The organism is Paraburkholderia diazotrophica, assembly GCF_900108945.1.
GTDB classification, from domain to species: domain Bacteria; phylum Pseudomonadota; class Gammaproteobacteria; order Burkholderiales; family Burkholderiaceae; genus Paraburkholderia; species Paraburkholderia diazotrophica.
Window position 1 is genome coordinate 282,207 of record NZ_FNYE01000003.1, and the last position, 11,865, is coordinate 294,071.

The 11,865-nt window shown below is 62.7% G+C and carries 10 protein-coding genes and 1 pseudogene; 6 read left to right on the plus strand and 5 right to left on the minus strand.

What is annotated here, in order from left to right; genetic code table 11:
- Nucleotides 1-54: 54 nt before the first annotated feature.
- The 3 genes from BMW76_RS06075 to BMW76_RS06085 form a co-directional block, all read right to left on the minus strand.
- The gene (locus tag BMW76_RS06075; RefSeq protein WP_090864100.1) at nucleotides 55-1,344 is read right to left on the minus strand and encodes an SUMF1/EgtB/PvdO family nonheme iron enzyme; all 1,290 of its coding nucleotides are present in this window, start codon (nucleotides 1,342-1,344) and stop codon (nucleotides 55-57) included.
- 172 nt (nucleotides 1,345-1,516) lie between these two features.
- Nucleotides 1,517-2,188 carry a helix-turn-helix domain-containing protein gene (locus tag BMW76_RS06080; RefSeq protein WP_245763132.1) on the minus strand — a complete coding sequence of 224 codons (672 nt, stop codon included), beginning with the start codon at nucleotides 2,186-2,188 and terminating at the stop codon, nucleotides 1,517-1,519.
- 242 nt (nucleotides 2,189-2,430) lie between these two features.
- Nucleotides 2,431-2,910, minus strand: a complete 480-nt coding sequence (locus BMW76_RS06085; RefSeq protein ID WP_090864105.1) for a universal stress protein — start codon at nucleotides 2,908-2,910, stop codon at nucleotides 2,431-2,433.
- Nucleotides 2,911-3,216: 306 nt separating this feature from the next.
- On the opposite strand from BMW76_RS06085, the gene BMW76_RS06090 reads away from it, so the two are divergent.
- Nucleotides 3,217-3,906: a FadR/GntR family transcriptional regulator gene (locus BMW76_RS06090; RefSeq protein ID WP_090864353.1), complete on the plus strand. Its 690-nt coding sequence runs from the start codon at nucleotides 3,217-3,219 to the stop codon at nucleotides 3,904-3,906.
- Between the two features lie 399 nt (nucleotides 3,907-4,305).
- On the opposite strand, the gene BMW76_RS06095 is transcribed toward BMW76_RS06090, so the two are convergent.
- A complete protein-coding gene (locus BMW76_RS06095; RefSeq protein ID WP_090864107.1) occupies nucleotides 4,306-4,893 on the minus strand; it encodes an acyl-homoserine-lactone synthase in 588 nt (195 codons plus the stop codon).
- A 141-nt stretch (nucleotides 4,894-5,034) separates the two neighbouring features.
- Between BMW76_RS06095 and BMW76_RS06100 the strand changes: the two genes are divergently transcribed.
- Nucleotides 5,035-5,367, plus strand: coding sequence for a helix-turn-helix domain-containing protein (locus tag BMW76_RS06100; RefSeq protein ID WP_090864109.1), 333 nt, complete (start codon nucleotides 5,035-5,037; stop codon nucleotides 5,365-5,367).
- Here the strand turns inward: BMW76_RS06100 and BMW76_RS06105 are convergent.
- Complete coding sequence (locus BMW76_RS06105) at nucleotides 5,351-6,055, minus strand: helix-turn-helix transcriptional regulator (RefSeq protein ID WP_177200318.1); 705 nt, start codon at nucleotides 6,053-6,055, stop codon at nucleotides 5,351-5,353. The two genes, BMW76_RS06100 and BMW76_RS06105, sit on opposite strands and share 17 nt — an antisense overlap.
- 573 nt (nucleotides 6,056-6,628) lie before the next feature.
- On the opposite strand from BMW76_RS06105, the pseudogene BMW76_RS06110 reads away from it, so the two are divergent.
- The 4 genes and pseudogenes from BMW76_RS06110 (at nucleotide 6,629) to BMW76_RS06125 (ending at nucleotide 11,777) form a co-directional block, all read left to right on the plus strand.
- Nucleotides 6,629-7,596: pseudogene (locus BMW76_RS06110) on the plus strand (dihydrodipicolinate synthase family protein).
- An 80-nt stretch (nucleotides 7,597-7,676) separates the two neighbouring features.
- Entirely contained in the window at nucleotides 7,677-9,257 is a 1,581-nt protein-coding gene (locus BMW76_RS06115) for an aldehyde dehydrogenase (NADP(+)) (protein WP_090864355.1), read from the plus strand.
- Between the two features lie 107 nt (nucleotides 9,258-9,364).
- Entirely contained in the window at nucleotides 9,365-10,309 is a 945-nt protein-coding gene (locus BMW76_RS06120; RefSeq protein ID WP_090864113.1) for an SMP-30/gluconolactonase/LRE family protein, read from the plus strand.
- A 289-nt stretch (nucleotides 10,310-10,598) separates the two neighbouring features.
- Complete coding sequence (locus BMW76_RS06125) at nucleotides 10,599-11,777, plus strand: ABC transporter substrate-binding protein (protein ID WP_090864115.1); 1,179 nt, start codon at nucleotides 10,599-10,601, stop codon at nucleotides 11,775-11,777.
- Nucleotides 11,778-11,865: the final 88 nt, after the last annotated feature.

Consider the following 11,865-nt stretch of genomic DNA (forward strand, 5'->3'; position numbering starts at 1 on the left):
ACAACCTGCTTCAACGCGAGACGGTGTTCGTCGCTTCAGGTCGTGCTTCGTCGATCAGTTGCGCACGCACCTGAACCCGGCATACACATGCTGATAGCGCGGCTGAAACCAGTTGCGGAAAGTGGGCCGCACCATGCATCGCGCAGTGCGGGCCGAGCCGCCTTTGAGCACGTAATGCTGTCCGTCGAAGAAGTTGGCCGAATAGCCTGGATAGAACGGGAACGCATCGAAGCCCGGCAGCGGTTCGAATAGCGATGATGTCCATTCCCATCCGTTGCCGTACTGGCCTTCGACGCCGAATGCGCTGACGTTGTCCGGCGATGCGTCGACGGCTTGCGGGTCCCAGTTGCGGAAATCGAAGTTGCCCAATGCCGACGGCGGCGCGCCGTGCGCCGCGCGCTGCCATTGCGCTTCCGTGGGGAGCGTCTTGCCGGCCCAGCGCGCGTACGCGCTCGCTTCTGCGTGGCTCACGTAGACGGGCCAGTCGGGCGGCAGCGCGACGTCCTCGAACATCGTGCGCAGCATCCATTCGCCGTCCGCGTTTTGCGACCACGTCACGGGATGGGAGATGCGCTCGGCTTCCTTCCACGCCCAATCCTTGTCGCTCCACAAAGCGCGCTCGCGATAGCCGCCTGCATCGATGAATTCGCGGTACTGGGCGTTCGTCACCATGTAGCGGTCGATCTCGAACATATCGACGTGCACGCGCTGCTCGCCGAATTCGTTGTCCCAACCGAACCGGCCTTCCACTTTCGGCATGCCAAGCACGGTTTCGCCTGCGGGCACGCGCAGCATCGGCGAGGACTCGACATTGCGCAGCTGTTGCGTGCCCTGCATGCTGCGCGCGGGCGCGGCCTTCATCTCGAGCGGCAACTGATGCAGCATGTACGCGAGCGTTTCCGCATGCATCAGCCGGTGTTCGATCGCGACATTCAACAGTTGTGCGGGCGAACCCGTCGACATGTCGCCATGGCCGAACTCGAATGACTTGAGCTTGCCGTCGATCTGCTCGCGCGCCTCGTTCCCGTAGCCGCTGACGACGTCGATGGTCGGCCAGTCGGAAGGCTGATCGGTGGGAAAGCCGCCATCGACGGGATCGATGCCGAACGCAAACAGCGTGTCGAGTTCCGGCGCAAACGCGGGCAGTGCAGTTAACCGCTCGTCGAACAGATTGCGGTCGAAGGCTTCGAGGTGGCCGATGTAGAACACGATCCGATGACGTTCGCGGATCGGGCGTTCATAGAGGTATTCGGGTTTGACGACCGCGAAGAGGGCGTCCGTGACGCTGCGGGCATCGATGAGACGTTGGACCAGCGGGTGCTGCAGGACAGGCTCGCGATTCATTTCGCCGGGTCTCCTTGTTGGGGAGATTTGCATGGGACCCGAGCAACGCGCTAAATCGCTGATTCGGGTCGCAACGGACAGTCTTGAACTGTACCGCAGGTGCAGGAGACGTGCCAGGCGAGGGCACATGACGACGCCCGATGCGTCGCCATGTGCGTGAACCGCTGTGTTATCAGGCGCTCGGCGCGCCGACTTGGCGCAGGCCTTCGGCATCGACGATATGAATGAAGCGGCCTTGTGCGTCGATCAGTCCGCGCTTTTGAAATCTTGACAGGGTGCGGCTCACGGTTTCGAGCGTCATGCCGAGATAGCTGCCCATGTCTTCGCGCGTCATCCGCAGATTGAATTCAGCAGACGAGTACCCGCGCTGCGCGTTGCGTTCGGAGATATCGAGCAGGAAAGCCGCGACGCGCTCGTCGGCGCTCAGCGAACCGAGCACCATCATCTGCGCGGCTTCGCGGACGATCTGCTCGCCCATCAGCTTGTGCAGCCGCTCCTGCATCGAACCGATCTCGCGGCACAGATGCTTGAGCTCCGCGTACGGGATGATGCACACGGAGCTGTCTTCGAGGGCGACCGCGCTGCACGCATGCTGATCGCTGCTGATGCCGTCGAGCCCCAGCGCTTCGCCCGCGAGCCGCAGGCCGGTGACCTGCTCGCGGCCATCGCGATGCGCCATCACCGTTTTGAGCGAACCCGAGCGTACCGCGTACAGGTTGTCGAAAGAATCGCCCGCGCGGTAGAGCGATTCGCCGCGCCGGACGGAACGCGCCGAGCAGATCACCGCTTCGAGTTGCGGCAGTTCGTTGGCGGCGACGCCTTGGGGCATGCAGAGCTGCCGCATCGCGCACGACGAGCAGCGCGCGATGGTGCGGGTCGCCGGAGCGGTATGACGGACGCGGACTGCGCGAGTGGAAGCGGGAGCGGTAGGGGTGAGCATGGGACCAACCGGCTAAAAAAGAGTGATAGCCGATTGTCCCACTCGATGCGCGCGCAACGAGGCGGCAAAATGACGCGTCACGGCGCGCTCCGCTGTTGAGCGAGGTCACACTCGTGAAGACGCACGCCGAAGCGCTGCCGGGCTGTTCAGGCCGGCGCCGGCTTGTCTGCGTCGTCGCCGCCCGCTGCGGACGGAACCAGCAGCACGGGAAACGTCGACTGGCGCACGCAACGTTCGGCCACGCTGCCGAGAATCAGCCGCTGCATGCCGCGCCGGCCGTGCGTGCCCATCACGATCAGATCGGCGTTGAACTCGGCGGCGGCGCGCAGTACCAGCGCGGGCACGTCGTCCAGCGACGAGGCTTCGCCGACGAGGATATCGCCCGACACGCCGCGCCCGCGCATCGCCGCCGACAGCTCGGCCGTCAACTCCTTGCCCTGCTCGACGAGCCGGTCGCGCAGGATCGACGGATCGTAGCCGGGCGCGTCGAAATACATCGGCGTGTTTTCGACCGCGTAGAACGCGCGCAGCGTCGCGCCGAGCTTGCTCGCCAGATTCAGCGCGTTGTCGAACGCGCGGCGCGAAGTATTGCTGCCGTCGACTGCAACGAGGATGCGTGTGTACATGAAGCCTCCGGGTCGTGGAGGGCGACGGGCCGCGATATTCCGCGGGCGTCTGCCGAGGGTGGAAATTGTGCCCCGATTGCGCTTTCAGCTTAAACGATCACCGAAAAATGCGCGCTTTCGTCGCCAGAAACGCAGATGTCAATAAGATATTTGTCAAATTTTGCCGTCGGGCACCGGGTCGGTCATACTGGCGGCATGCTTGCCGAGACACGCTTTGCAGCGCAGTCGCCCCTCGATTTCACCAGGCAGCACGCATTATTTGCCTTACAATTCAAAATCTACTCTGACAAGCCGTACCCTTCGACGATGAACGAGCGTAAATCGACAGGTCTGCCGGACAAGATCTACAGCGACATTCTCAACCGGATTCTCGAAGGGGAATACAAGGAGGGCGAGCGGCTGCCGACCGAGCACGCGCTCGCTGAGCGTTTCGAGACGTCGCGGCCGACCGTGCGCGAGGCGCTGGCCCGTCTGCGCGCGGACGGCATCATCGTGACGCGCCACGGTTCCGGCACGACGGTCGCACGCCGGCCCGATCCCGATGTGCGCCGCTTCGCGCCACTGGAAACGCTGTCCGATATCCGCCGGTGCTACGAATTTCGCATCGTGACGGAATCGGGCGCGGCCGAGCTTGCCGCGCAGATGGCCGACGCCGACGACATCGACGCGATACAGCACGCGTGGGACGAACTGGAGCGTGTAATCGAGACGCAGGGCATCGGTGCAAAGGACGACTTTGCGTTTCATCTGGCCGTCGCGCGCGCGTCGAAGAACCAGTTCTTCATCACGATGATGGGATTCATCGAAGAGCAGATCGTCTTCAGCATGAATCTGTCGCGCAATCTGTCGCTGGTGAAGACGCTGGAGCGGCAGCGGCTCGTGCAGGCCGAGCACCTCGCCGTGCTCGACGCGATCCGCCGCAAGGACGCGGCGGGCGCCAGCGAGGCGATGCGGCTGCATCTGGAGCATGCGCGCGACCGGATGTTCGGCTCCTGACTTATCCGCCTCGAAGGACCGTGTGAAGTGCGGAAGCGCGGCCTCGTCTTTTTCCACCTGTATGGAGCGGAGACGTAGGTAACGGGTGTGCGGAGACATGGGTAACGGGTGTGTGGAGACATGGGTAACGGCTGTGCGGGGACATGGGTAACAGGTGTGCGGGGACATGGGTAACACTTTGGGTGCGCCTCGCGCCATATCGCAAAGAAGTGAATCCCCTTTCGTCGCAGCTAGCCAAGCCCGCCCGCCCCGCCGCGCGCTATGCGACGGGTCCGAGCGACGCAGCTGAACGCATCGCGCTGCGCGAGGCGTACCGTAAGCCTGCGCGCATCGCAACTGTCCCGCCGTCGCCTCAGGCTCGATACGGAGCCGGCGCGAGGGCGTAGCGGCGTATGTCCGTCAGGCCGCGACGGGCATCGGCTTGCAGACGGCGGCGCGAATCGCGTCGACGGTGATATCGAGCGCAATCGTGCGCTCGACGCCGATCTTCACCGGCGGCCCGAGCCGTGTGACTTCGATGCCCGCGCGGCGCAGCAGCCGCTCGATCGCCGTGGTCGTCACGGTCACGTAACGGGTGATGCCCATCCGGTCCGCGAAAGTCACCAGCTCTTGGATCGCATGCATCGTCAAATCTGCGAAGCCAAACGTTTGCGCGCCGTCCGTTTCAATAGCAAAGCGGCTCAATTCCCATATATGCCGTCCGATTGGAGCTGCCTGACCATCCAGTAATTGCGGGAACGTGTCCTTCAGCATGTTCGGTCCTTCCGTCGGCATCAGCCGCCAGCAGCCACAAACATGCCGGTCGCCGTTCTGGATGAGCATGTAATACGGGCCGAGCGCATCGTAGCCGTCGATCTCCATGCCCGCGATGGTCGGAACATCCCAGCCCATCCTGTCCCGGAAGACGCGGGCGCGCAGCCGGTACATTTCGTTGATGTTGTCGTTGTCGAACTCTTGCCGTGTGCCAATCCGGATCGCCGTATGCATGGTGTGCTCCTTACGTGGTAGCGGTACGCAGGAAACGTATGCATTTCGGATAAAAAAAACACCTATTCACCTGGATAGGTGTTAAGTGAGCACGGGGATCACAAAATTGAGACGAGGCAGCCAATCATCAGGGGAAACATCATGGAACTTCAAAATCATTGGCAATCGGGTGTTCACGCAAACGTTCAACCGACCGTCCAGAGCCGTAGTGCAGAGCCGTCGTCCACTGTGGATCGCGTGCTGATCATCGCGTACCGCAAGAAAAAGAAAGAGAGCCAGCGTCAGTTCTGGGCGCGCTTCGGCGTGACACAGTCGCGCGGCAGCCGCTTCGAATCGGGCGCGGAGATTCCGGCTCCCGTATCGATCCTGCTGGGCCTGTACTTCACGAAAACGGTCACGGACGGCGATCTGGGCAGGGCAGAGAAGGTGCTCCACAACCCGGAAGCCCGTGAGTTGATCAACCTGGATCAATAAGGCCCAGTTGCGTCGCAATCACGGCGGCTGCGCGCCGTGAGTTCACGCCGAATTTCGCGCGAATGTTCTTGAGATGGAAGTTCACCACCGCTTCCGAACAATTGAGAATGTGCGAAATTTCCCACGTGGACTTACCGCGCGCGGTCCATTTCAGGCATTCTTGCTCGCGCGGCGTGAGCTTCGGCACCAGCGCCTGCGTGTGTGCATCCAGATGGGGCTGGCTCGTGTCGATAACCAGGTCGCGCAATAGCACCAGGTTCGGCAGCACGACATCGAGATGGCTCCAGAATTCGTCGGTCGGGTTCCGATCGTTCACGAAGCAGATCAAGCCCGATTCCTGTCTAGGCCCGTGAATGGGCAGACTCACGCCCGCGCGCAGACCATATGCCCGGGCCTCCTCGTACATCGTCTGCTGCGGGTAGGTCGAGAAGAGGTCAGGCGACCAGATCAGCGGTGACGAGCGCGTCATGCAGTGCGCAACGGTCGGATCGATGTGCGCGAAACCGTGCGCGTTGTAGAACTGGCGCCAGGTCGGCGAGTACGTGCTGCGAATGAACGCGTCTTCCAGTCGGATGCCCGGGCGCGGAAGAATCCCGACCAGCACGCGATCGAAGCCCCACCCGTCGGCGAGACGTGCGACTTCGCGGAACCAGGCGACGTCGTTCTCCGCTTGCAGCAAAGGCGACATCTGCTCAATGAAATGTTGCGGCAAGGTGCTTTCTCTCGAGGTTCGCAGCGGAGCGGGCTGTGGCCACGCCGATGCTGCGGATACTCATGATCTCGTGGCACATCAATTTATCACCATTATTAGCTTTTTAATGCGAAATGGCGATAGCCGATTTCGAGTTTCTTCCATTTTTCGCTCAAAGCTTGGCTTGGCGGGACAGGCAATTAAACCAGCTTGGCGAAATAGTGCATTAAGTGGCGGAATCCGCTCCTGGCGTGGCAAACAGCCGTTCTTTAAAGTGCGCCATTTGAAAGGCGCTTGCACATTATTGAATCGGTACTAAATACGCCGAATCTCTAAATCGGAATAGATTACAAAACGTTTGAATCAAATGGAGCGTAATTTTCGAGGCGTTGTCATACCAGATTTTTTAGAAATCGACGTCTGGATCGCAGCGCGCGAGCCTGTATTCGTGTGATGAAACTCGTTTTCAGACTCGACGCGCAAAGGCGCGACGAAGCAGCAAGTTGTTTGACAACATTGGCGGCACAATGCTAAGTTGTCCGGGTGATCGTCCCTGCTGCGAGCCGCCCCATGAATGTATCCCCTATTCTCGAAAGCGAGTTTCCCGCCAGTGTGATGGCCGTTTCGCCGCTTGCGCGCCGCGCCGATCTGACGCTCGATCCGGGCGAAAACGGGAAGCTGATCCGTCACATCGAGGCGGGCGGGGTCCGCACGCTTCTCTACGGCGGCAATGCGAACCTGTATCACGTTGCCGTCAGCGAGTATCGCGAGTTGCTGGACATGCTCGCGGCACTTGCTGGCCCCGCGACGCGACGCGTGTAATTCCCGCCACCGGCCCCGACTACGGGAAGATGCTCGACCAGGCGCGCATTCTCGCGCAGACACCGTACCGGACCGCGATGGTCCTGCCCTTGACGGGCTTCACGACCTCCGAAGGCGTCGAGGCGGGACTCACGCGTATCGCCGACACCGCAGGCATTCCGCTCACGCTCTACATCAGGAGCGAGAGCTACGTGAGCGTCGATACGCTCGCGCGGCTCGTCGACCGCGGCACGCTCATTGCTGTGAAGTACGCGATCGTGCGCGACGATCCATCACGTGACGACTACCTTCGCCGGCTGCTGCAAAACGTGAGTCCGTCGAAGGTGATTTCAGGAATGGGCGAGCGGCCAGCGCTCGCGCATGTGCGGCAATTTGGTCTCGCCGCATGGACGACGGGCTCGGGCTGCATCGCGCCACATGCGGTGATGGCTTTGCTGCGCGCGGCGAAGGTGAACAACACCCATACAGCGGCAGATGACGACGGCGAAGCACAGCGTCTCTACGACGCCTTCATGCCGCTCGAAACCTTGCGCGACGAGATCTCGCTGATTCGCGTGCTGCACGACGCGGTGACGTTGTCGAAGCTCGCGGACATGGGCTCGATTCTGCCGTTGCTGAGTTCGACGCCGTCCGAACATCATGCGAAGATCGAAGCTGCGACACTGGCCTTGCTCGACTTCGAGCGGCGACTCGCGGAATCGTCCGCCCATTCATGAAGTCGCACACCCACTATTTGGATTCCAGGCTGCGCGATGCGACACGATCCGCGTCGCGCGGCCATCGACAGGAGCTGGACATGCAGATTACCGGTGACATGCTGATCGGCAGGTCGGCGGTGCGCGGCACCAAAGGCACGCTGCGCGCGTTCGACCCGGCGCGCAACATGGAAATCGAACCCGAGTTTGGCGCGGGCGGCACGGTCGAGGTGGACCGCGCGTGCGCACTCGCCGCGCTCGCGTTCGACCCGTATCGTCAATCCTCCCTCGAAGTGCGCGCGCATTTCATCGAGACGATCGCCGAGAACATTCTCGGTCTCGGCGATGCACTGATCGAACGCGCGCAGGCCGAATCCGCGCTGCCGAGGGCGCGGCTCGAAGGCGAGCGCGCGCGCACGGTCGGGCAACTGAAGCTGTTCGCATCGCTGGTCCGCGAGGGCCGCTGGCTGACCGCGACGCTCGATTCCGCGCAGCCGGATCGCAAGCCGTTGCCGCGCCCCGACTTGCGCATGCAGAAGATTCCCGTGGGGCCCGTTGCCGTATTCGGCGCGAGCAATTTTCCGCTCGCGTTTTCGGTCGCGGGTGGCGACACGGCGTCGGCGTTCGCGGCGGGTTGTCCCGTCGTCGTGAAGGCGCATCCGGCACACCTCGGCACGTCCGAGCTGGTCGGCCGCGCGATCCAGAAGGCTGTCGCCGATTGCGGCTTGCACGAAGGCGTTTTCTCGCTCGTGATCGGCGCGGGCAATGAGATCGGCGAGGCGCTCGTCCAGCATCCGGCGATCAGGGCGGTTGGCTTCACGGGCTCGCGCAGCGGCGGTCTCGCGCTCGTGAATCTCGCGCAGAAACGCCGCGAGCCAATTCCTGTGTTCGCCGAAATGAGCAGCATCAATCCGATGTTCGTGCTGCCCGGCGCGCTCGCGAAGCGCGCGGAGCAGATTGCGACGGGCTTCGTCGAATCGGTGACGCTCGGCGTCGGCCAGTTCTGCACGAACCCCGGTCTGGTGCTGCTTCTCGAAGGCCCGCACAAGAAGGCATTCATCGACGCCGCCTCGAAGGCGCTCGCACAGAAGAGCGCGCAGACCATGCTGACGCCGGGCATTGCGAACGCGTACCAGGACGGCGTCACGCATCGCACCGAGCAGCGCGGCGTGCAGAGCATCGCGCGCGGCACGTCGTCGGATGCGACATGCGCGGCGTTGCCTGCGCTGTTCCAGACGGAGGCGATGCACTTCCTCGCGTCCACTGAACTGGAGGACGAAATCTTCGGGCCGACATCGCTGATCGTGACCTGCACGGACATCGAAGAAATGGTCAAGGTCGCCGAATACCTTGAAGGCCAGTTGACGGCGACGCTGCACCTCGAAGCCGACGACTACGACATCGCGCGGCAACTGCTGCCGACGCTCGAGCGCAAGGCCGGCCGCATTCTGGCAAACGGCTTCCCGACGGGCGTCGAGGTGTCGTACGCGATGGTGCATGGCGGCCCATATCCGGCGACGTCCGATTCGCGCGCGACGTCGGTCGGCGCGACGGCCATCGAGCGCTTCCTGCGTCCCGTCTGTTACCAGGATTTGCCTGTCGATCTCCTGCCGCAATCGCTGCGCGATGAGAATCCGCTGAAGCTCTGGCGTCTGCGCGACGGCAAGCCTGCGCAAGCGTAAGCGCGAGAGTAAGAGCAAGCGCGGCCGCATCTAACAACAACTCGCAAAGACCGCCGACTACCGGGCGTCGATTCCATTCGACGCCCGGCGTTCGCACCGACAGCGCCATGACCGAACCCAGCAATCACCGACGCTATCCCGATCCTTCCATCCGCAGTTTCGATCCCCGCTTCGACGCGTTGCGCCTCGCATCGGCTTCCGTCGAGTGCCTGTACCAGGGCGCGCGCTGGTCGGAGGGCCCTGTGTGGTTCGGCGACGGCCGCTATGTGCTTTGGAGCGACATTCCGAACAACCGCATCCTTCGCTGGGACGAAGAGACAGGCGCCGTCACGCCATTTCGCCGGCCCTCGAACAACGCGAACGGCAACACGCGCGACCGCGAGGGGCGGCTCGTCACCTGCGAGCATCTGACGCGCCGCGTCACGCGCACCGAATACGACGGCTCGATCACGGTGATCGCCGAGCGCTACCACGGCAAGCGCTTCAACTCGCCGAACGACGTGATCGTGAAGTCGGACGGCTCGATCTGGTTTACCGATCCGTCGTTCGGCATCGACAGCTTCTATGAAGGCGAAAAGCAGGAATCCGAGTTGCCGCAGAACGTGTATCGCGTCGACGGGCAGACGGGTGAAGTGACGATGGTCTGCGACGAAGTGATCGGGCCGAACGGACTCGCGTTCTCGCCGGACGAATCGGTGCTGTACATCGTCGAGTCGCGCTCGAAGCCACGCACGATCCGCGCATTCGATGTCGCCGGCGACGGCCAGTCGCTCGCGAACAACCGCGTGCTGATCGACGCGCAGCACGGCACGCCGGACGGCTTTCGCGTCGACATCCACGGCAACCTGTGGTGCGGCTGGGGCATGGGCACCGACGAACTCGACGGCGTACGCGTGTTCTCGCCGCAAGGTGAAGCGCTCGGGCACATCGCGCTGCCGGAACGCTGCGCGAACGTGTGCTTCGGTGGCCGGCATCGCAACCGGCTCTTCATGGCCGCGAGCCACGGCCTCTATTCGCTGTACGTGAACACGCAAGGCGTGCGCGGCGGGTGACTGAGGCGCGTTCGGCACGGCGACTGGCCGATTGTTCAAAGTTGCCTAACAAGTCGTCTGTCGGTGTTCTCCCTATGACGAACGAACAGGCGTGCCAATCCGGCTGAAATCGTTGCCACAAAAGGATTTGAAGATTCTGTAAGCCTGCACTGCCACGAAGGTCGTCGGGTAGAATTTGCTTGACATCATGCCCGCGCCTTCGTTATGTTTCACTGACTAGCAGCCCGTTAGCGCGTCACCGCCGCATCCCGGTCGGCGGACGTTCCATACCAAGAGGCGAGGAGACGAAATGACTTTTTCTGGCAGGGTGTCAGTGAGGTTGGCAGGTCTGTGCGTGGCTGTCGGTGCGGCAGTCGCGGGGTTCACACAAACGGCGCGAGCGGCCGATGCCGTCACGCTCAACATCGTCGACGTGGCCGGCGATCTTCAACTGACGCAAAAAGGCTTCGAAGCCTTCAAGGCCAAGTACCCGAATCTCGTCCCCAACATCACGTACACGAACGCGCCCGCGCCGCAGTTGCCAGGCAAGATCAAGGCGATGCAGGCCGCCGGCCGCTCGGACATCGATCTCGTGCTGACGGGCACCGACGCGCTCGCCGCCGGCATCGAACAGAACTTGTGGATCAAGCTGCTGCCCGACCAGAGCGCTGCACTGCCCGGCGTGCTCGACAAGTACGCGCCGGGTCCGCGCAAGATGCAGGACATCGCGCAAGGCTTCGGCGTCGAAGTCGCGTACATGCCGGCCGGTCCGCTGATCGAATACAACCCCGCGAAGGTCAGCGATCCGCCGAAGACGCCCGAGCAGTTGCTGCAGTGGTGCAAGGCGCATCCGAACAAGCTGATCTACGCGCGTCCCGCGAATTCCGGCCCGGGCCGCACGTTCCTGATGGGTCTGCCGTATGTGCTCGGCGATAAAGACCCGAAAGATCCCGTCAACGGCTGGGACAAGACGTGGGCGTTTCTCAAGCAGCTGAACGACTGCATTCCTTACTATCCGGGCGGTACGTCGGCCGTGATGAAGGAGTTGGGCGAAGGCACGCGCGACATGACCGTCACGGTGACGGGCTGGGACATCAATCCTCGCGCACTCGGCATCGTGCCGGCCGAATTCAAGGTGCAGGCGCTCGACAACATGACGTGGGTGAACGACGCGCACTACATGGTGATTCCGAAGGGCGTGCCGAAGGAAAAGCTCGACGTGCTCTACAAGCTGATGAACTTCATGCTGGAGCCCGCGCAGCAGGCGATGACCTATGACGACGGCTACTTCTATCCGGGCCCGGCCATCAAGGGCGTGACGGAAGCGCAGGCGCCGGAGCACAGCCAGGAAGTGCTGAAGAAATTCGGCCGTCCGGAATACGCGAAGCTGCTCGCCGATCGTCCGCATGCTCTGCCGTTGAACGCGGCGGCTATGGTGGCGGCGTTCCAGAAGTGGGACCGCGAAGTCGGCGCGCAGAAAACGAAATAAGACCGATAGCGCACCCGTCACCGCGCCAGGCGGAGCAGCCGGTGCGCGCGTATCTTGCATGTTGTGCGCGTCATGCGCGCATCGGCGA

Coding starts and splice junctions, on each gene's coding strand:
- BMW76_RS06120 (WP_090864113.1), top strand. CDS start 9,365: ATGACCGAACCCAGCAATCACCGACGCTATCCCGATCCTTCCATCCGC.
- BMW76_RS06125 (WP_090864115.1), top strand. CDS start 10,599: ATGACTTTTTCTGGCAGGGTGTCAGTGAGGTTGGCAGGTCTGTGCGTG.
- BMW76_RS06105 (WP_177200318.1), bottom strand. CDS start 6,055: ATGTCGCCTTTGCTGCAAGCGGAGAACGACGTCGCCTGGTTCCGCGAA.
- BMW76_RS06100 (WP_090864109.1), top strand. CDS start 5,035: ATGGAACTTCAAAATCATTGGCAATCGGGTGTTCACGCAAACGTTCAA.
- BMW76_RS06095 (WP_090864107.1), bottom strand. CDS start 4,893: ATGCATACGGCGATCCGGATTGGCACACGGCAAGAGTTCGACAACGAC.
- BMW76_RS06075 (WP_090864100.1), bottom strand. CDS start 1,344: ATGAATCGCGAGCCTGTCCTGCAGCACCCGCTGGTCCAACGTCTCATC.
- BMW76_RS06115 (WP_090864355.1), top strand. CDS start 7,677: ATGCAGATTACCGGTGACATGCTGATCGGCAGGTCGGCGGTGCGCGGC.
- BMW76_RS06080 (WP_245763132.1), bottom strand. CDS start 2,188: ATGCGGCAGCTCTGCATGCCCCAAGGCGTCGCCGCCAACGAACTGCCG.
- BMW76_RS06090 (WP_090864353.1), top strand. CDS start 3,217: ATGAACGAGCGTAAATCGACAGGTCTGCCGGACAAGATCTACAGCGAC.
- BMW76_RS06085 (WP_090864105.1), bottom strand. CDS start 2,910: ATGTACACACGCATCCTCGTTGCAGTCGACGGCAGCAATACTTCGCGC.